This window comes from Stenotrophomonas sp. (genome assembly GCF_059505245.1).
The window spans coordinates 26,106-44,476 of the sequence record NZ_JCACKF010000001.1; the positions used below are offsets into that span (position 1 = coordinate 26,106).

Sequence of the window (18,371 nt, forward strand, 5' to 3'; positions counted from 1 at the left end):
CCAGGCCCCGTCATGCAGATCGCCGTTTTCAGTGCCCGCCCCTACGATCGTCGTTTCCTGGACGAGGCCAACCAGCGCGATGCGGCCGGGCAGGGCTTTGCGTTCGTGTATTTCGATGCCGCGCTGGACGTGCATACCGCTGCGTTGGCACAGGACTGCGCCGTCGTCTGCGTGTTCGTCAATGACCGCCTCGACGCGCCGGTACTGCACGCGCTGCATGCGCTGGGCGTACGCGCCGTACTGCTGCGCTGTGCCGGTTTCAACAATGTGGACCTGGCCGCCGCGCAAGCGCTGGACCTGTTCGTCGCACGGGTGCCGGCCTATTCCCCCGAAGCCGTGGCCGAGCACGCGCTGGCGCTGGTGATGACGCTCAACCGGCAGACCCATCGCGCCTACAACCGCGTGCGCGAGGGCAACTTCATGCTCGATGGCCTGCTCGGGCGCACCCTGCATGGGCGCACGGTCGGCATCGTCGGCACCGGCAAGATCGGCCTGGCCACCGCGCGCATCTTCAAGGGCATGGGCTGCACCGTGCTGGGGCATGATCCGTATCCGTCGCCGGCCTTTGCCGGCGTGGGCGACAGGGTTGGTCTGTATGAACTGCTGGCGCGGGCCGACATCGTATCGCTGCATTGCCCGCTGACGCCCGATACCCAGCACCTGATCAATGACGCCTCGCTGGCGCGGATGAAGGCCGGCGCGATGCTGGTCAACACGTCACGCGGCGCGCTTGTGGATACCCATGCGGTGATCCGCGCGCTGAAGTCGCGGCGGCTCGGCCACCTGGCCATCGACGTCTATGAGCAGGAAAGCGCGCTGTTCTTCCAGGACCTTTCCGGCGAGATCATCGACGACGAGGCCTTCCAGCGCCTGATGACCTTCCCCAACGTGCTGGTGACCGGCCACCAGGGCTTCTTCACCGTGGAGGCGCTGCAGGAGATCTCGGCGATCACGTTGGGGAACCTGCGCGATTTTGCGGAGGGGCGGGTGTGTGCGAATCGGGTGGAGGTGAGCTGAGCGGGGTGGATTGACCGCCGGGGCGCCCAGCCCGTAAAATCGCGGGCTACGCCGGAATAGCTCAGTTGGTAGAGCGGCGCATTCGTAATGCGTAGGTCGCAGGTTCGACTCCTGTTTCCGGCACCAGTTGCAATGAAAAGCCCCGGCCTTTGGTCGGGGCTTTTTGTTTGGGCTGTGCTGGCGCCGGCCCAGGGCCCGCGCCAGCGTCCGATGGAACCGCGGGCATGTACCTGCTTGGTCGGGGTTAACATTGCCAAGGTGTATTGCTTGCGGCGCTGGACCGGGCAACACAGTTTCAATAAACGGGGGATCTCATGAAGAAGATCGTGGTGAGTCTGATTGCGTGCGTCGTTCTTGCCGGCTGTGCAACCCGCCAGATCAGCTCCGAACAGGCGCAACCGGTGCCCGCCGAGCGGGTTTTCGCCTTCAATGGGATCAGTGACACTGCTTCCGGACAGGTAATTGTTAAGCGCGACGTTGGCGCGGTTGGTGGGGCGTGCCCGCTTGCACTGTATATCGACGGCACCCTGGCAGCCCATCTGCAGCGGGGAGAGTCTGTCTCGCTGTCTGTTCCCGCCGGGAATCGCATTGTCAGCGCAAGTTTCGCAGGCAAAGGTCTCTGTTCGTGGGGGGATGAATCGGCGCATAGGCGAGAGATTTCCCAAATGGTCACGGCGGGTGGCAGAACCAAGATCCGTCTCGCGTTGGCCCATGATGGCGTGATTCAGATCGGTCCGACCGCGTTCTAGGCGCGCTCCACGCAAGGCGAGCAGGTCCATCAACAGAACGCCCCGGCCCTCGCGGGGGCTTTCTGTTTTTGCCCAAGGAAAAGGGGGGGCGGCAACGTAACCGATGGAAACACGCCTTCATTTACCTCCAGCGATCAACGGACCCCGTGCCAGCCACCACGCCAGCTGCCGGAGATAACCACCTGCAGCTCCCGCCAACGCGCCGATCAGCAGGGGTGCAAGCACCGTGGTCCCACGCGCGGCCCGCTCCCGCACCCAAGGCAGGACCGCCACCACCTGCGCAGTCAGCAACAGCATCAGCACGTCCAGCCCCAGCGCATCCACCACCGGCAACAACGGCAGCAGATCCGGATTGCAGGCCAGCACGATCACCAGCGCGGCACCCAGCACGGCCATCAGGCGGCGCCCGGCGGGCAGGGTGGTCCAGTGCAGCAGTCGGTTGATCAGGTGCATGGCATTCCTTGTCTCATATGCGGGAATCCTCATCAGGCCCGATCGGCCGCACCGGCTGCCGCAGCACGGTTTTCAACCGCGCCGCGTCGGTCCTGCGCGGGTCGCTCAGGTAGATCTCATGATGGGGGCCGGCGAAGGTGTAACCCAGTGCGGGCATCACTTCGTCATGCAGATGCGCCAGGACGGGGCCTTCGTCGTCGTAGGCGCCCACGTGCAAGGTCTGCAGGCTGGGGCCCTCGGCAAGGATTTCATGGCGGAGGCTGGGCGGCGCATCCCCCAGCTTCGTGCGCGCCTTGCTGATCGCGGCCTGCCACTGCGTAGGGCCGATGCCCTCGGGCGTGCGGATCATTACGGTCCAGGCCCACTCATCCTTGCGTCGCGCGATGAAGCTGGCCGGGTCCTCGGCGCTCCACAGCGCCTCCAGCGGTGGCACCACGTAGTCGCGCCCTTCGGCCTTCAGCGCGAACTTCAATGCATAGCTCACCGAATACAGCCACTGCACGGCCTGCAGGTAGGCGGGGGCCGTGTTCGGGTCGCCGCGACCATCGACCATCACGTAGGGCAGGGGCGGCACATCGACCGGTACGAACCTGCCGGCGGGCGGTTGATAGAGCGCCCGGTCGCGCTTCTTGAAGTCGATCTTGTCCATCGGGGGCTTCCTCCTGTGCAGAGCATCCCACGCCAGGCACCCGCCAGTACGCTGAACCGGTTCAGGTGACTTTGCCGAACGAGGGCGAATGGCCCCACGAGCGCGCGGGGCCGGCACGCAGTCCTGGGTCATGGGCCCGTCACACCTGCGCGGTGCGACAACGTGTCGCAGCCAGAATCGGGCCTTTCCTGCGCTCGATCAATGTCAATGCCTTTCTTAAATGGTGGGTGACGGCCTAAAATTGAAAGGCTGACTCGACCCCACCTCCCTGCCTGTCTTCCGGACCGGTGGGACCGGCTTTTGGCCGGAACAGGCAGGGACGGGGAACGGCATTCCCTCGCAATTGGATCGACCGATGATTCCGTTGAAAACCCTTGGGCGCTGGTTGCGCCCGGGCCTGCTGCTGTCGTTGCTGGTGATGCTCACCGGTTGCGATGCGGTGGCCATCCTCAGTCCGAAGGGCCAGATCGGCCAGGATGAGAAGACCCTGCTGATCACGGCCACCGTGCTCATGCTGCTGGTCGTCATCCCGGTCATCATCATGACCCTGACGTTCGCGTGGAAGTATCGCGCCTCCAACACCAAGGCCCGTTACGAGCCGAAGTGGTCCCACTCGACGGCGATCGAGGTGGTGGTGTGGTCCATTCCCTGCATGATCGTGCTGGTGCTGGCGGTCCTGACCTGGCGTTCGTCGCACGCACTGGACCCGTATCGTCCGCTGGATTCGGACGTCAAGCCGGTCACCATCGAGGCGATCTCGCTGGACTGGAAGTGGCTGTTCATCTATCCGGAAGAGAAGGTGGCGGTCGTCAACGAAATCAAGTTCCCGGTCAACACGCCGCTGAACTTCAAGATCACGTCCGATTCGGTGATGAATGCGTTCTTCATCCCGCACCTGGGCAGCATGATCTACTCGATGGCTGCGATGGAGACCAAGCTCCACCTGATCGCCAACGAGACCGGCGAATTCCCGGGCATGTCCTCGCACTACAGCGGCGCGGGCTTCGCCAAGATGCACTTCACCGCCTACTCGGTCACCGATGCCGAATACCGCCAGTGGCTGGACCAGGTCCGCGCCGGCGAGCAGACCCTGGACAAGGCCTCGTTCAAGGCGCTGGGTGAAGCACGCAACGCCGAGTGGTATCCGGTCACCTACTTCGGCAAGACCGAAGAAGGCCTGTTCGACTGGGTCATCGCCAAGCACATGGGCGACAACAAGCATTACGGCATGAAGCACTCGCATGCCGGTGCCGCCGCTGCCGATGCCGCCACGCATGAAGCGCACGAGGGCCATGCCCCCAGTGACGCGCATGATTCCAAGGAATCGGGTGAAAACCTGGATGCCAACGAACACGAACACGCAGGCCATGCCGGCCACGCGGGTTCGGGAGAATGAACATGTTGGGAAAACTCTCTCTTGAGTCGATCCCCCACGATCCGATCGTCCTGACGACGTTGATCGGCGCGGTTCTTGGTGGCCTGGGCGTCGTCGCCCTGATCACCAAGTTCAAGCTGTGGGGCTATCTGTGGAAGGAGTGGTTCACCTCGGTGGATCACAAGAAGATCGGCGTGATGTACCTCATCGTCGCCTTCGTCATGCTGCTGCGCGGTTTCTCCGACGCCATCATGATGCGTACCCAGCAGGCCATCGCCGTCGGTGGCTCCGAGGGCTACCTGCCGCCGCACCACTACGACCAGATCTTCACCGCCCACGGCGTGATCATGATCTTCTTCGTGGCGATGCCGCTGATCACCGGCCTGATGAACCTGGCCGTGCCGCTGCAGATCGGTGCGCGCGACGTCGCGTTCCCGTTCGTCAACTCGCTCAGCTTCTGGCTGTTCGTGTCCGGTGCGGTGCTGATCATGCTGTCGCTGTGGATCGGTGAGTTCGCTGCCACCGGCTGGCTGGCATTCCCGCCACTGTCGGGCATCGAATACAGTCCAAGCGTCGGCATGGACTACTACATCTGGGGTCTACAGGTCGCAGGCCTGGGTACCACGCTGAGCGGTATCAACTTCTTCATCACCATCCTGAAGATGCGTACCCCCAGCATGAAGCTGATGCAGATGCCGGTGTTCACCTGGACCGCCCTGGTGACCAACGTGCTGATCGTCGCTGCCTTCCCGGTGCTGACCATCACCTTGGTGCTGCTGACCCTGGACCGTTACCTGGGTACGCACTTCTTCACCAATGACGGTGGCGGCAACGCCATGCTGTACATCAACCTGATCTGGATCTGGGGTCACCCGGAGGTGTACATCCTGGTCCTGCCGGCGTTCGGTGTGTTCTCCGAAGTCATCGCGACCTTCTCGCGCAAGGCGCTGTTCGGCTACAAGGGCATGGTCTACGCCACCGCCTGCATCGGCGTGCTGTCGTTCATCGTGTGGCTGCACCACTTCTTCACCATGGGCTCCGGTGCCAACGTCAATGCCTTCTTCGGCATTACGACGATGATCATCTCGATCCCGACCGGCGTGAAGATCTTCAACTGGCTGTTCACCATGTTCCGCGGCCGCGTGCACTTCACCACCCCGGTGCTGTGGACCATCGGCTTCATGGTCACCTTCGTCATCGGCGGCATGACCGGCGTGATGCTGGCGATCCCGGCCATCGACTTCGTGCTGCACAACAGCCTGTTCCTGATCGCCCACTTCCACAACGTCATCATCGGCGGCGTGGTGTTCGGCATGTTCGCCGGCATCACCTACTGGTGGCCGAAGATGTTCGGCTTCCGCCTCAATGAGTTCTGGGGCAAGTGCGCGTTCTGGTGCTGGTTCATCGGCTTCTACGTGACCTTCATGCCGATGTACGTGCTGGGCTTCATGGGCATGACCCGTCGCCTGCAGAGCACGGTCAACCCGGCCTATGAGCCGCTGCTGCTGATCGCCGCCGCAGGTGCCTTCATCGTTGGCGCCGGCATCCTGTGCCAGATCATCCAGGTGGCCGTCTCGATCCGCGACCGCAAGAAGACCGTCGACCTGACCGGCGACCCGTGGGATGCCCGTACGCTGGAGTGGGAAACCTCTTCGCCGCCGGCCTTCTACAACTTCGGCACGCTGCCGGAAGTCACCGAGCTGGACGATTTCTGGGAGCGCAAGCAGCGTGGTGAAGCCTGGCCGAAGCCGGCCAAGTACACCGACATCCACATGCCGCGCAACACCGGCACGGGCGTTGTCATCGGTGCTTTCAGCCTGGTGTTCGGCTTCGCGATGATCTGGCACATCTGGTGGCTGGCCATCGTCGGCTTCGTCGGCATGATCGCCACGTTCATCTACCGCACCTTCGACCAGGACGTGGACTACTGGGTCCCGGCCGCCGAGGTGGAACGCATCGAGAACGAACACCGCAAGCACCTGGAAGCCCAGGGCCTGGTGAAGTCGGAGCTGAAGGCATGAGCACCAATACCTCGACCCTGAGCCACGGGCACGCCGCGCACGCGGCGGCCCATGGCCATGACGACCACGAGCACCACGACACCGGCGGCAACACCGTCTTCGGTTTCTGGGTGTACCTGATGAGCGACTGCCTCATCTTCGCCTCGCTGTTCGCCACCTACGTGGTGCTGGCAGGCGGTACCGATGGTGGCCCGACCGCGAAGGACCTGTTCGAACTGCCGTTCGTGGCGTGGGAAACCGCGCTGCTGCTGACCTCGTCGCTGACCTTCGGCCTGGGCATGATCGCCATGCACCGCAAGCAGGTTGGCCAGATGTTCCTGTGGCTGGCGGTTACCTGGCTGCTGGGCTTCGGCTTCATGTGCATGGAAGTCTATGAGTTCCAGCACCTGATCCATCAGGGCTACGGTCCGGACCGCAGTGCCTTCCTGTCGGCGTTCTTCGCCCTGGTCGGCACCCACGGCCTGCACGTCAGCGCCGGCCTGCTGTGGCTGCTGGTGATGTTCGTGCAGCTGAAGAAGTACGGCCTGACCCCGACCAACAAGACCCGCATGGCGTGCCTGAGCCTGTTCTGGCACTTCCTGGACCTGATCTGGATCGGCGTGTTCTCCGTCGTCTACCTCAATGGAGCGCTGTAATGGCACATGACAACCACGCACACGACCACGGCACCGGCGGCGAAAGCCACGGCAGCGTGAAGTCGTACCTGATCGGCTTCGTGCTGGCGGTTGTGCTGACCGTCATCCCGTTCTGGATGGTGATGTCGGGTGATTTCTCGCGCACCGTCAACGGTGTGGTGATCGCGGTCACCGCGGTGCTGCAGATGCTGGTCCACCTGGTGTTCTTCCTGCACCTGGACCGCTCTTCGGAAAGCCGCTGGAACGTCAACGCTGCGGCCTTCACCGTTGTGGTGATCGGCATCATCGTGATCGGCACCCTGTGGGTCATGCACAACATGAACGTGCACATGATGCACTGACGTCCTCGCGACGTTGCCACGCAGAAAGGCCGCCCTCGGGCGGCCTTTCTGTTTGCTGTGGTTGCGCGTTTCGTGCACCCACCAGGCTGGTAGTGCCGGCCGCTGGCCGGCAATTACGCGAAGCCGGCCAGCGGCCGGCTCTACCAGGAGATCCACGCCATGCGTGGATGGGGTCAGAGCCCTTGCCTGCGGCAAGGGATCCGACCCCCGGACCTGGCGCCTCACCCCACCCGGCGCAGGAATTCCTCGGCGTCCATCGGTCGGCCCAGGTGGTAACCCTGCAACTGATCACACCCCAGTTCGCTCAGGTACTCGCGCTGCGCCTGCGTCTCCACGCCCTCGGCCACCACCTGCAGCTGCAGGGTGCGGCCCAGCGCGATGATCGACGAGACGATGGCGGCGTCCTCGTCATTACGCTCCAGGTCGTGCACGAACGCACGGTCGATCTTCAGTTCGGTGGCCGGCATGCGCTTGAGGTACAGCAGGCTGGAATAGCCAGTGCCGAAATCATCGATGGCGATGTGCACGCCCATCGCGGTCAGGTCGTTGAGAATCGCGAGGCTGGCATCGACGTCCTTCATCGCCGTGGTCTCGGTGATCTCCAGGGTCAGCCGCGCCGGTTCGATCCGGTGCCGGTGCAGCACCTCGCGCACGCTGTCCAGCAGTGCCGGCGAGGCGAACTGCAGCGGCGAGAGGTTCACCGCCATTGTCCATTCCGTATGCCCGGCCTGGTGCCATGCCCGCAGCTGCGCACAGGCGCGGTCCAATACCCAGTCACCGATCGGCAGGATCAGGCCGCTGCGCTCGGCAATGGGGATGAACACGTCCGGCGCCAGCAGTCCCAGCTCCGGGTGCTGCCAGCGCAGCAGCGCTTCGGCCCCGGTGGCCGGTGCGCCGGCGGCAGGGAACTTGGGCTGGTAATGCAGGATCAGTTCGTCGCGGGCGATGGCCTTGCGCAGGTCCTGCAGCAGGCGCAGCTGGCGGTTGGCACTGAGCTGCATCGAGGGGGTGAAGAAGGTGTAGCCGTTCCGCCCGGTTTCCTTGGTGTGGTACATCGCCGCATCGGCGTGGGCCATCAGCTCGCGCTCGTTGCCGGCGTCATCCGGGTACAGGGCAATGCCCAGGCTGGCGCTGACCTGCAGTTCGGCCGCATCCAGCAGGAACGGTTCGCCGGCCGCGGCGATGATGCGCTCGGCCACCACCACCGCATCGTCGGGAATGTCGATGGCCAGCACGATCACGAACTCATCGCCGCCGAGGCGGGCCAACGTATCCTGCGGTCGCAGCTGGCCGCCGATGCGCTGTGCCACCGCCACCAGCAGGCGGTCGCCGAGCTGGTGGCCGTACGCATCATTGACCGCCTTGAAGCCGTCCAGGTCGCAGAACATCACCGCCACTGCATGGTTGCGGCGCCGCGCCTTCTCGATGGCCTGCTCGATGCGGTCCTGCAGCAGCATGCGGTTGGGCAGCTGGGTCAACGGGTCGTGCAGCGCGGCCTGGATCAGCTTGTCGTTGGCGTGCGCCAGCGAATCGGCCAGCAGCCCGGTGCGCACGCGCATCTGCCGGTCGAACAGCGAGGCGACCAGGGCGATGCCCAGCGTGGCCACGGTGGTGACGATCACCAGCACTGCCAGCCAGCGCGTGTCGATGCCGCCACTGCCGACGGCGCCACAGATGCTGCCTTCGGGGAAGCGCGCCGCCGCCATGCCGGTGTAATGCATGCCGACGATGGCCAGCCCCATCACCAGCGAAGCGAGCGCGCGCAGCAGCAGGGTGTTGCGCCGCTCGGCGCGCAGGCGGAAGGCGATCCACAGTGCGGCGCCGGCGGCACCGATGGCCACCGCGATGGAGGCGGCAAACCAGCCCGGGTGGTAGTCGATGCCGGGCTGCATGCGCATCGCCGCCATGCCCAGGTAATGCATGGTGGCGATGCCCAGGCCCATCAGCACGGCACCGGCCAGCAGCCGGCGCCACGGCAGGCTGGGCCGCGACACCAGCCACAGCGCATAGGCCGAGGCGCCGATCGAGACCGCCAGCGAGTACAGGGTGATGCCAAGGTCGTAACCCACCGGAATCGGCAGGTCGAAGGCGAGCATGCCGATGAAGTGCATCGACCAGATGCCCAGGCCCATGGCCGCCGCCCCCCCGGCCAGCCACCAGCGGGCCACGCGACCCTCGGCCGTGGCCAGGCGCCCGGCCATGTCCAGTGCCGTGTACGAAGCAAGAATGGCCACCAGCAGGGAGATGATGACCAGGCTCTGACTGTAGCTGCCAGTCATGATGAATCCAGTGGGGGAGGGAGGGGCGCCCGCAAGGCGCACGCCCGCGACCCCTATCGGCGCAGGTGGGCAGGACTTGAGTGGTCGCAGCACCTGCGACCCGGCTCGGCTATCCTGCCACGCCTGTTCCCGTTGCTGGAAATCATCCGATGGCAAAAGCCCGCACCGCCTACGTCTGCAATGAATGCGGCGCCGAATTCAGCAAGTGGCAGGGCCAGTGCACCGAGTGCAACGCCTGGAACTCGCTGTCGGAAATCGTGCTGGAAAGCGCGGCGGCGGCCAAGGCGCCGGCTTCGCGCCGGGCCGGCTGGGCCGGCAAGATCGACCCGCCGAAGATCACCGCCCTGAAGGACGTGGAGCAGACCGAGCATCGCCGGGTCTCCACCGGCATCGGCGAGTTCGACCGGGTGCTGGGCGGTGGCCTGGTCGAGGGCGCGGTGGTGCTGGTCGGTGGCGATCCGGGCATCGGCAAGTCGACCCTGCTGCTGCAGGCGGTGGCGAAGATGGCGGCCGAACTGCCGGTGCTGTACGTCACCGGCGAGGAATCGCTGGCGCAGGTCGCCGGCCGCGCGCACCGCCTGGAGCTGCCGCTGGACGGGGTCAACGCACTGGCCGAGACCGGGGTCGAATCGATCCTGCAGCATGCGTCCAAGGCCGGCCCGCGGCTGATCGTGGCCGACTCCGTGCAGACCCTGTGGACCGAGAGCCTGACCGCCGCGCCCGGTTCGGTCAGCCAGGTGCGCGAGAGCGCGGCGCGGCTGGTCCGGTTTGCCAAGGAGACCGGCACGGCCGTATTCCTGGTCGGCCATGTGACCAAGGAAGGCGGCATCGCCGGCCCGCGCGTGCTCGAGCACATGGTCGATGCAGTGCTGTATTTCGAGGGCGAGAGCGGCAGCCGCTTCCGCCTGCTGCGCGCGTTCAAGAACCGCTTCGGTGCGGTCAACGAACTGGGCGTGTTCGCGATGGGCGACAAGGGCCTGAAGGAGGTCTCCAACCCATCGGCGATCTTCCTGTCCGGCGGCAGCACCCATCAGCCGGGCAGCTGCGTGATGGTCACCCGCGAGGGCACCCGGCCGCTGCTGGTGGAGGTGCAGGCGCTGGTCGACGCGTCGCCGCTGTCGAATCCGCGCCGTGTCGCGGTCGGCCTGGAGCAGAACCGCCTGGCCATGCTGCTGGCGGTACTGCATCGCCACGGCGGCGTGCTGGTCGGCGACCAGGACGTGTTCGTCAACGTGGTCGGTGGCATCCGCGTGCAGGAAACCGCCGCCGACCTGCCGGTGCTGCTGGCCGTATTGTCCTCGCTGCAGGACCGGCCGCTGGCGGAAAAGACGATTGCGTTCGGCGAGGTGGGCCTGTCCGGTGAGATCCGACCGGTGCCCAATGGCGAAGACCGCCTGCGCGAGGCCGCCACCCATGGCTTCAAGCGCGCCATCGTGCCCAAGGCCAATGCGCCCAAGGGCGGATCGGTGAAAGGCATGGAAGTGATCGCGGTGGAGCGCCTGTCCGAGGCCATCGACGCGGCGTGAGGCATGGGGGGCTGCTGCGGGGCCTGCCTCTACATACGTCATATACGGCAACGGTCAGGCTGGCTGTGCTAGTTTTTCCCGCTCGACGAAGGCGCCCTCTGGCGCCTTTCCGTGCCCAGGAGTAAACGATTACATGCAGGACACCGCGCTCACCGCCCCCAACGCCGAGATCCGTCGTGCCGGGGTCGATCTCAATGGACTGATGACGGTGCTGGGCAAGCACCTGTATTCCACCCCGGTGGTGGCGCTGCGTGAGCTGGTGCAGAACGCGCACGACTCGATCATCCGCCGCCGCATCGAGCAGCCCGGCGTCGAGGTGCCTTCGCGCATTTCGGTGCAGGTCGATGCCGGTGCCGGCGTGCTGCGCATCACCGATACCGGTGCCGGCCTGACCCGCCAGGAGATCCACGACTACCTGGCCACCGTCGGCGTCGGCTATACCCGTGGCCTGCGCCAGGGCGGCGAGGATGATGAAGGCCTGATCGGCATGTTCGGCCTCGGCTTCCTGTCGGCCTTCGTGCTGGCGCGCCGGGTCAGCGTGCGTACCACCTCGTACCAGACGCCGGAGCTGGGCCATCTGTACGTGTCCAGCAATGCCGAGCAGTACACCGTCAGCGAAGTGCCGGCACGCGCGGTCGGCACCGAGGTGGAACTGGAACTGCATCCGGATTTCCTGCCACTGGCCAACGAGGCGCGCCTGCATGAGGTGCTGGGCCGCTACTGCGCGCTGCTGTCCGAACCGATCTTCATCGGTGCTGCGACCGAAGCGCTCAACCCCGAGCCGCCGCCGTGGCGGGGGCAGGGTGACGTGGCCGTGCACCCGGTGCAGGCACGCCGCCAGGCACTGCAGTTCGCCGCGCGCTTCGAGCACGATTTCGAGCCGATCGTCACCGTGCCGCTGCGGGCCGACGGCAACAGCGATGCCACCGGCCTGCTGTGGGTGCAGGATGGTGCCACCTATGGCACCAGCGACAACCGCAACCTGTCGGTGTTCGTGCGCGGCATGCTGCTGGATGACGATGCCCGTGACCTGCTGCCGCCGTGGGCTGGCTTCATCGGCGGGGTGATCGAATCCTCGCGGCTGACTCCCACCGCCAGCCGCGAAGACCTGCAGCGCGATGACCAGTACCGCGCTGTGCAACATGCCTTGCTGGAGGCGCTGATCGATGGTCTGGCCGACGTTGCGCGGCAGCAGCCGGAGGCGTGGCGACGCGTATTGAGCCGCCACAACGAGGCGCTGCTGGGCGCGGCGCTGTGCGATGACCGCCTGTTCGACCTGCTGATGGAGCATGTGCGCGTGCCGACCTCGCAGGGCGACCTGCCGGCCAGTGCCCTGCCGGCGCGCGGTGCCGTGCATGTCATCCTCGACAATGGCGGTGGCTTCGAAGAGATGCTGTTCCGCGCGATGGGAGTGCCGGTCGCGCATGGCCATCGCTACGCGGTGGTCCCGTTCCTGCGGCGCTGGGCCCAGGCCAAGGGCCTGCGCCTGGTTGAACTCGGCACCGAGCAGGGCAATCGCGCACTGTTCCGCAGCGATGACAGCCTCGACGACGCGCAGCTCGCATGGCTGCGCGAACAGCTGGGTGATGGCGAGCAGCTGCTGCCGGCGCGTTTCAGCCCGGAAGCACTGCCGGTGGTGGTGGTGCCCGACCGCGAGGCCGAACTGAAGCAGCGTCTGGAAGACGACGAGAACGACAAGCGCGTTTCGATGGCGGCGCTGCGCCTGGCGCGCCAGTTCACCGCACGCATCGAATCGCGTGCACCCTCGCGGCTGTACCTCAACCTCGACAACCCGGCGGTGCAGGCGCTGCTGCGCGCCCAGCGCGAGGGCCACCCGCAGGCCGAAGCGGCGGCACGCCTGCTGCGCTCGCTGAAGATCATCGTCGCTGCGCAGGGCCGTCCCTTGGCCCGGGCAACGACCGCCACGCAGGGCCCGGATCTCAACGGCGCCTTTACCGATATCGCCGGTGCCCTGCAGCAGATGCTGCGCTGAGCACCGCGCCCTCTCATCCAGCCTTCGCTAGACAGGAGTACTTACCCCATGGACATCTGGAACTGGGTCGAAAAACTGCAGGGCGACCTGCGCCAGGCCGGCCAGGCGCAGAACGCGCACCTGCTGAACCGCCTCGCCGACGAGGTCAGTGAACTGCAGATCGACCGTGTCGATGCACTGCTGCCCGAAGCACGCGCACTGGGCAAGGCGCTCGACAACCCCTGGGTCGACGTCTACGTCGGCCACTGGGCGCTGCGCAACCGCGTCGGCAACCGTGTTGAAGGCGAGAGCGCACTTGGCGAAGCCGTTGCGCTGTTCGAGCGGGCACACCGCGAAGACACCCTGGAATGCCCGCAGTCGATCTGCGTGACCCAGGACCTGGCCGCCTGCTACGGCAACATCGATGGCCCGGGCTGGGTGCCCGAACGCATCGAGGTGTGCGACGAGACCCTCGGCCGCATCGATCCCAGCTGGGCCTGCTTCCAGTGCCTGAGCTGCGAGAAAGCCGATGCGCTGCTCGACGATGGCCGTGGCCAGGAGGCGCTGGATTACCTGCAGGCGCAGGCCGACGCCGTGGAGGCCTGTGGCAAGGAAGTGTTCGACAGCTTCCCGGAGATGCAGATCAAGATCCTGCTCGCTGTCGGCCGCGCCGACGAGGCACTGGCGCTGATCGAGAAGCGCGAAGCCGAAGTGGCCGCCTCCGGGGAGTACGAGCCGGCCAACTGCACGGTGCCGCGCCGCTTGTCCAAGGCATGGGCGTTGGCCCAGCTGGGCCGCGACGAAGAAGCGCTGCAGCAGCTGGTGCCGTGGAGCGAGCTGACCCCGAACTACTGGCGGCTGTGGGCGAACACCGCCGCAGCGCTGTGCCAGCGTGACCCTGCGCGCAATACGTGGGACCTGGGCACGCGCTTCAACACGATCATCGAGCACTTCGCCCGGGTCGGATCGCATCGCCTGCTGATCGAAGTGGCAGCGTTGAGCCTGGAGCTTGCCCTGCAGCGTGGTGCGCGCTGGGTGGCACTGCGCCAGCTGGAACTGGCGCGTACCCATCTGGCGCAGCTGCGCCAGGACCGGGGGGCGGCAGCGCTGGTGGCCGGCCTGGCGGCACGCATTGATGCATTGCCGGATGTCGCACCGCTGCCGGTGCCGGCCGGCGAGCTGCTGGCATGGCTGGACGCGCAGGGCGAACAGAACCAGGCGCGCGACCCCGAGCGCGAGGCGCAGTGGTTGCTGCAGGCGCAGGCGCAGCTGCCCGATGACGAGGCCTTGGCCGAGATGGCCGCCTCGGCGCTGAGCGCCTGCGGCGCGCAGGCCGAGGCGCGAGCGCTGTTGTGGCGGTTCGTACGCAGCCATGCGCAGAACGATGGTCCCGCAGCCTACACGCTGATGCGCTGGCTGGCCGAGCAGGGGGACGACGACGGCCTGCGCCAGCTGGCCGAGGTCTACCGCAGCAGCGTGCCGGTGTTCGCGCACTGGTGCGACGTGCAGCGCGCACGCCGGGTGTCCGACTGGCCGGCGCTGGAGCAGGCGGCCCGATCGCTTCTGGAGCTGTCTCCGGGCTCGCACGGCGCGCGCGGCACGCTGGCGCGCATGTACATGGAAACCGGCCGCTTCAGCGAGGCCCAGGCCTGCTATGCGCAGTTGGTGGAGCTGCTGGACGAGCCGAACGCCGCGCATTGGGACCACATGAGTGCGGCCAGCGCGGCGCGCGACTGGGACGCGGTGCGCCGCTCGGCCGCGGCGATCGGCATGGAGCTGTCCAGCCAGGAAGGTGTGGTCGAGGAGCCATGGGGCTGGGTGATCATCCGCAGCGAAGAGAACGGCGAGCCGATGGAGTACTACGCCCGTCGCAGCGGCCCGGTGACCGCGCGCATCGTCGAGAATGCGCCGTCCAACCGCGCCCAGCAGGTGGGCGACTGGGTGGTGTTCGATGCCGCACTGGTGCATCCGGCACCTGAGGAGGAGGAAGCGCGCGAGCATTTCATCCCGACCTATGCGCAGGTGCATGTGCTGGAGCGCGGCGGCTTCGCCCGCAGCTGGATGATCGATGGCGCGCACCCGGGCGAAGAGGCGTGGAATGCCTTCGTCGAGGCGGCCGAAGCACAGGGTTGGAAGGTGTGGTCGCACAGCCGCCCGGACTACACCGTCACCGACCCCGGTAGGGAGGAGGGCACGCTGCCCGGCCTGCTGTTCACCGTCGCCCAGCCGCAGGACCATGCGCCGCTGGCGCTGCACCGCTTCCTCCAGCAGCACACCGCGACGTGGCCGCATCCGCATTGCTGGCTGCGCCTGGCTGAAGCCTGTGACCAGGATCGCCAGCCGCACCTGGACGTGATCGAGCGTTACGGGCTGTAAGCCGGGTATCGGGTAGTGCCGGCCGCTGGCCGGCAGCACCGGGATATCCTGTAGTGCCGGCCAGCGGCCGGCACTACCTCAGGGACAGATACATGCGAAAGACAGGGATGTTCGTGATCGCCGGGCTGCTGCTGGCCCCCACCGTGCAGGCCGCACCGGCCTGCCAGGAACCCATGGCCGTTGCCCGTGCCTTCTTCGAAGCCACGACCGGCAATGGTTACCTGCTGGAGCCACCGCCCGCGCTGGTCAGCCCGGCGTTCGGCAAGGCACTGCGTGGCGAGCGTGCCTGCCAGCAGCGCGAAGAGGGCATCTGCACGATCGATTCCGACCCGTGGCTGGATGCGCAGGACGGCGACATTGAAACCCCGGTGCGTTATCGCTGGAAAGAGGCCTCGGCCACTGCCGGCCAGGTCGAGATGCGCTATGCGGTATGGAAGAAGGCCTACGTGACCCGTCTGCCGATGGTGCGCCAGGGCCAGGGCTGCTGGCAGGTCGATGACATCCTCACCAACAGCGGTCGCTCGGTGCGGAAGATCCTGGCGCAGTCGATTCCCTGATCGGCGGCAGCATCCGCGCAGGGTGCGGTCCAGTTGCCGGCCAGCGGCCGGCACTACCCGGTGATGTTGGGGTGGGTGCCGACCGTTGGTCGGCATGCCTTTATCGCGAATGCCCGAACACCAGTTCGATCACGAACTGGCTGCCGAAGAACGCCAGCAGCAGCAACAGCATTGCCGCCAGCGTCCAGTGCACCGCCTTCATGCCGCGCCAGCCGTAGCGGCGACGGCCGATCATCAGCACGCCGAACACGATCCACGACAGCACGCTCAGCACGGTCTTGTGCACCAGCTTCTGCGCCAGCAGGTCATCGACGAACAGCACGCCGGTGACCAGGGTCAGGGTCAGCAGCGCGAAGCCGACCGTGATCACCCGGAACAGCAGCGATTCCAGGTCGGCCAGCGGTGGCAGCGCGCGCAGCCACGGGCGGAACTCGCGGCGGCGCAGGGCGCGTTCCTGCAGCCACAGCATGATCGCCAGCAGCGCGGCGATGCTCAGCGTGGCGTAGGCCAGCAGCGCCAGCCAGGCATGGCTGGCCAGGCGCCAGCCCAGCACCTTGCTCGGCTCGTGGCCGTAGCCGTGATAGGCCAGAAGCAGTACCGCGGCCAGTGGGAACACCACCACGCCCAGCGCCGACATGCGGCCGCGCGCGCCCACCAGCGAGGTCAGCCAGGCCATGCCCAGGCCGACCAGCGACAGCGCGGCGAAGAAGTGCATGTCCGGCCCGCCGTTGGTGCGCATCGCCACCATCACGTGGTAACCGCCATGCAGCAGCATCGCTGGCAGGGCCGGCCACAGCCAGGTGGGGGAGCCGGTGCTTTCATCGCGGCCGAGCGCACGCACCAGCAGGGCACTGGCAGCCAGGTAGAGCAGGACGGCGATGAGAACGATTGTCATCGTTGCAGTTTCGCATACCCCTGTGATGCTGGCGACGGCCCGGTGGTCGCAGTCCGGGCGGACAGCCGGACCCGTTATACTGTCTGCCTTATTGTCCCCCGCTTTCAGACAGGTTGCGCCGCATGTTCGAGTCCCTGACCCAGCGCCTTTCCGGCACCATCGAGCGCCTGCGTGGCCGCGGCCGCCTGACCGAGGAGAACATCCGCGAGGCGACCCGCGAAGTGCGCATCGCGCTGCTCGAAGCCGACGTCGCGCTGCCGGTGGTGCAGGCCCTGATCGAGCGCATCAAGGTGCGCGCGGTCGGCCAGGAAGTGCTGAAGTCGCTGACCCCGGGCCAGGCCCTGATCAAGGTCGTGCGCGACGAGCTGACCGCGGTGATGGGTGCCGAGGCCAGCGACCTGAACCTCAATGTGCCCGCTCCGGCGATCATCCTGATGGCGGGCCTGCAGGGCGCCGGCAAGACCACCACGGTGGGCAAGCTGGCCAAGCACCTGAAGGAAAAGCGCAAGAAGAAGGTGATGGTGGTCTCGGCCGACGTCTACCGTCCGGCCGCGATCGAGCAGCTGAAGACCCTGGCCGAGCAGGTCGGCGTGCTGTTCTTCCCGTCCAGCGCCGACCAGAAGCCGGAAGCCATCGTCCGCGCCGCCATCGACGATGCCCGCAAGTCGTTCGTCGACGTACTGCTGGTCGATACCGCCGGCCGCCTGGCCATCGACGAAGCGATGATGGCCGAGATCAAGGCCCTGCACGCTGCGGTGAACCCGGCCGAAACCCTGTTCGTGGTCGACGCCATGACCGGCCAGGACGCGGCCAATACCGCCAAGGCCTTCGGCGACGCCCTGCCGCTGACCGGCGTGGTGCTGACCAAGACCGACGGTGACGCCCGTGGCGGCGCCGCACTGAGCGTCCGCTACATCACCGGCAAGCCGATCAAGTTCGTCGGTGTCAGCGAAAAGCCGGAAGGCCTGGACGTGTTCCATCCGGACCGCATCGCCAGCCGCATCCTCGACATGGGCGACGTGCTGTCGCTGGTCGAGCAGGTGGAGCAGCAGGTCGACAAGGACAAAGCCGCCAAGCTGGCCGAGAAGGTCGCGAAGGGAAAGAAGTTCGACCTGAACGACATGCGCGACCAGCTCGAGCAGATGCAGAACATGGGCGGCATCGGCGGCCTGATGGACAAGCTGCCGGGCCTGGGCAACATCCCCGACCACCTGAAGCAGCAGGTCAGCCAGGGCAAGGAAGTGCCGCGCATGATCGCCATCATCGGCTCGATGACCAAGAAGGAACGGCGCAACCCGAACCTGCTCAACGGCTCGCGCCGCGCGCGCATCGCCAAGGGTTCGGGCGTGACCCCGGCCGACGTCAACAAGCTGATGAAGCAGTACATGCAGATGGAAAAGATGATGAGCAAGATGGCCGGCGGCGGCATGAAGGGCATGCTGCGCAGCATGAAGGGCATGATGGGTGCCATGGGCGGCCGTGGCATGCCGTTCCGTTGATGACGGCCCCGTCCGCAGTGTGATGTA

Annotated in this window: 15 protein-coding genes and 1 tRNA gene; 12 read left to right on the forward strand and 4 right to left on the reverse strand. The window is 66.3% G+C overall.

Annotated elements, in window-relative coordinates:
* Positions 1-12: 12 nt before the first annotated feature.
* The 3 genes from AC5JLE_RS00110 (at position 13) to AC5JLE_RS00120 (ending at position 1,766) form a co-directional block, all read left to right on the forward strand.
* On the forward strand, positions 13-1,017 hold the full coding sequence (locus tag AC5JLE_RS00110; RefSeq protein WP_496064895.1) for a 2-hydroxyacid dehydrogenase: 1,005 nt from the start codon (positions 13-15) through the stop codon (positions 1,015-1,017).
* 50 nt (positions 1,018-1,067) lie between these two features.
* Positions 1,068-1,143: transfer RNA gene (locus tag AC5JLE_RS00115), tRNA-Thr, on the forward strand.
* A 188-nt stretch (positions 1,144-1,331) separates the two neighbouring features.
* On the forward strand, positions 1,332-1,766 hold the full coding sequence (locus tag AC5JLE_RS00120) for a hypothetical protein (protein ID WP_496064896.1): 435 nt from the start codon (positions 1,332-1,334) through the stop codon (positions 1,764-1,766).
* Between the two features lie 117 nt (positions 1,767-1,883).
* Here AC5JLE_RS00120 and AC5JLE_RS00125 read toward each other — a convergent pair whose 3' ends face one another.
* The gene (locus AC5JLE_RS00125) at positions 1,884-2,219 is read right to left on the reverse strand and encodes a hypothetical protein (RefSeq protein WP_164165408.1); all 336 of its coding nucleotides are present in this window, start codon (positions 2,217-2,219) and stop codon (positions 1,884-1,886) included.
* A gap of 13 nt (positions 2,220-2,232) precedes the next feature.
* Positions 2,233-2,868, reverse strand: a complete 636-nt coding sequence (locus AC5JLE_RS00130) for a GyrI-like domain-containing protein (RefSeq protein ID WP_032956373.1) — start codon at positions 2,866-2,868, stop codon at positions 2,233-2,235.
* A gap of 355 nt (positions 2,869-3,223) precedes the next feature.
* Here AC5JLE_RS00130 and cyoA point away from each other — a divergent pair, with 355 nt between their 5' ends.
* The 4 genes from cyoA to cyoD are packed head-to-tail and all read left to right on the forward strand — an operon-like array spanning position 3,224 to position 7,240.
* Positions 3,224-4,264, forward strand: a complete 1,041-nt coding sequence (gene cyoA / locus AC5JLE_RS00135) for a ubiquinol oxidase subunit II (RefSeq protein ID WP_014646391.1) — start codon at positions 3,224-3,226, stop codon at positions 4,262-4,264.
* Between the two features lie 2 nt (positions 4,265-4,266).
* Positions 4,267-6,264, forward strand: a complete 1,998-nt coding sequence (cyoB, locus tag AC5JLE_RS00140) for a cytochrome o ubiquinol oxidase subunit I (protein WP_032956371.1) — start codon at positions 4,267-4,269, stop codon at positions 6,262-6,264.
* Positions 6,261-6,899 (forward strand): cytochrome o ubiquinol oxidase subunit III, encoded by a 639-nt coding sequence (gene cyoC / locus AC5JLE_RS00145; RefSeq protein WP_014646393.1) that lies wholly within the window; start codon positions 6,261-6,263, stop codon positions 6,897-6,899. Before cyoB ends, cyoC begins: the two co-directional genes overlap by 4 nt.
* Positions 6,899-7,240, forward strand: a complete 342-nt coding sequence (cyoD, locus tag AC5JLE_RS00150) for a cytochrome o ubiquinol oxidase subunit IV (RefSeq protein WP_005415725.1) — start codon at positions 6,899-6,901, stop codon at positions 7,238-7,240. The genes cyoC and cyoD overlap by 1 nt, the downstream gene beginning before the upstream one ends.
* A 221-nt stretch (positions 7,241-7,461) precedes the next feature.
* Here the strand turns inward: cyoD and AC5JLE_RS00155 are convergent, their stop codons facing one another.
* Positions 7,462-9,519 carry a putative bifunctional diguanylate cyclase/phosphodiesterase gene (locus AC5JLE_RS00155; protein WP_049404407.1) on the reverse strand — a complete coding sequence of 686 codons (2,058 nt, stop codon included), beginning with the start codon at positions 9,517-9,519 and terminating at the stop codon, positions 7,462-7,464.
* 149 nt (positions 9,520-9,668) lie between these two features.
* Between AC5JLE_RS00155 and radA the strand changes: the two genes are divergently transcribed.
* The 4 genes from radA (at position 9,669) to AC5JLE_RS00175 (ending at position 15,950) form a co-directional block, all read left to right on the forward strand.
* Positions 9,669-11,045, forward strand: coding sequence for a DNA repair protein RadA (gene radA / locus AC5JLE_RS00160; RefSeq protein WP_014646395.1), 1,377 nt, complete (start codon positions 9,669-9,671; stop codon positions 11,043-11,045).
* A gap of 133 nt (positions 11,046-11,178) precedes the next feature.
* On the forward strand, positions 11,179-13,038 hold the full coding sequence (locus tag AC5JLE_RS00165) for an ATP-binding protein (RefSeq protein ID WP_049441477.1): 1,860 nt from the start codon (positions 11,179-11,181) through the stop codon (positions 13,036-13,038).
* A gap of 48 nt (positions 13,039-13,086) precedes the next feature.
* On the forward strand, positions 13,087-15,393 hold the full coding sequence (locus AC5JLE_RS00170; RefSeq protein WP_496064897.1) for a tetratricopeptide repeat protein: 2,307 nt from the start codon (positions 13,087-13,089) through the stop codon (positions 15,391-15,393).
* A 92-nt stretch (positions 15,394-15,485) separates the two neighbouring features.
* Positions 15,486-15,950 carry a hypothetical protein gene (locus AC5JLE_RS00175; RefSeq protein ID WP_496064898.1) on the forward strand — a complete coding sequence of 155 codons (465 nt, stop codon included), beginning with the start codon at positions 15,486-15,488 and terminating at the stop codon, positions 15,948-15,950.
* A 100-nt stretch (positions 15,951-16,050) separates the two neighbouring features.
* On the opposite strand, the gene AC5JLE_RS00180 is transcribed toward AC5JLE_RS00175, so the two are convergent.
* A complete protein-coding gene (locus AC5JLE_RS00180; protein WP_014646399.1) occupies positions 16,051-16,845 on the reverse strand; it encodes a cytochrome C assembly family protein in 795 nt (264 codons plus the stop codon).
* Between the two features lie 122 nt (positions 16,846-16,967).
* On the opposite strand from AC5JLE_RS00180, the gene ffh reads away from it, so the two are divergent.
* The gene (gene ffh / locus AC5JLE_RS00185) at positions 16,968-18,344 is read left to right on the forward strand and encodes a signal recognition particle protein (RefSeq protein WP_014036403.1); all 1,377 of its coding nucleotides are present in this window, start codon (positions 16,968-16,970) and stop codon (positions 18,342-18,344) included.
* The last annotated feature ends 27 nt before the right edge of the window (positions 18,345-18,371 follow it).

What these genes read in the sequence shown, in the direction of transcription:
- AC5JLE_RS00110 (WP_496064895.1), top strand. Translation starts at nt 13, where the DNA reads ATGCAGATCGCCGTTTTCAGTGCCCGCCCCTACGATCGTCGTTTCCTG.
- AC5JLE_RS00120 (WP_496064896.1), top strand. Translation starts at nt 1,332, where the DNA reads ATGAAGAAGATCGTGGTGAGTCTGATTGCGTGCGTCGTTCTTGCCGGC.
- AC5JLE_RS00125 (WP_164165408.1), bottom strand. Translation starts at nt 2,219, where the DNA reads ATGCACCTGATCAACCGACTGCTGCACTGGACCACCCTGCCCGCCGGG.
- AC5JLE_RS00130 (WP_032956373.1), bottom strand. Translation starts at nt 2,868, where the DNA reads ATGGACAAGATCGACTTCAAGAAGCGCGACCGGGCGCTCTATCAACCG.
- cyoA (WP_014646391.1), top strand. Translation starts at nt 3,224, where the DNA reads ATGATTCCGTTGAAAACCCTTGGGCGCTGGTTGCGCCCGGGCCTGCTG.
- cyoB (WP_032956371.1), top strand. Translation starts at nt 4,267, where the DNA reads ATGTTGGGAAAACTCTCTCTTGAGTCGATCCCCCACGATCCGATCGTC.
- cyoC (WP_014646393.1), top strand. Translation starts at nt 6,261, where the DNA reads ATGAGCACCAATACCTCGACCCTGAGCCACGGGCACGCCGCGCACGCG.
- cyoD (WP_005415725.1), top strand. Translation starts at nt 6,899, where the DNA reads ATGGCACATGACAACCACGCACACGACCACGGCACCGGCGGCGAAAGC.
- AC5JLE_RS00155 (WP_049404407.1), bottom strand. Translation starts at nt 9,519, where the DNA reads ATGACTGGCAGCTACAGTCAGAGCCTGGTCATCATCTCCCTGCTGGTG.
- radA (WP_014646395.1), top strand. Translation starts at nt 9,669, where the DNA reads ATGGCAAAAGCCCGCACCGCCTACGTCTGCAATGAATGCGGCGCCGAA.
- AC5JLE_RS00165 (WP_049441477.1), top strand. Translation starts at nt 11,179, where the DNA reads ATGCAGGACACCGCGCTCACCGCCCCCAACGCCGAGATCCGTCGTGCC.
- AC5JLE_RS00170 (WP_496064897.1), top strand. Translation starts at nt 13,087, where the DNA reads ATGGACATCTGGAACTGGGTCGAAAAACTGCAGGGCGACCTGCGCCAG.
- AC5JLE_RS00175 (WP_496064898.1), top strand. Translation starts at nt 15,486, where the DNA reads ATGCGAAAGACAGGGATGTTCGTGATCGCCGGGCTGCTGCTGGCCCCC.
- AC5JLE_RS00180 (WP_014646399.1), bottom strand. Translation starts at nt 16,845, where the DNA reads ATGACAATCGTTCTCATCGCCGTCCTGCTCTACCTGGCTGCCAGTGCC.
- ffh (WP_014036403.1), top strand. Translation starts at nt 16,968, where the DNA reads ATGTTCGAGTCCCTGACCCAGCGCCTTTCCGGCACCATCGAGCGCCTG.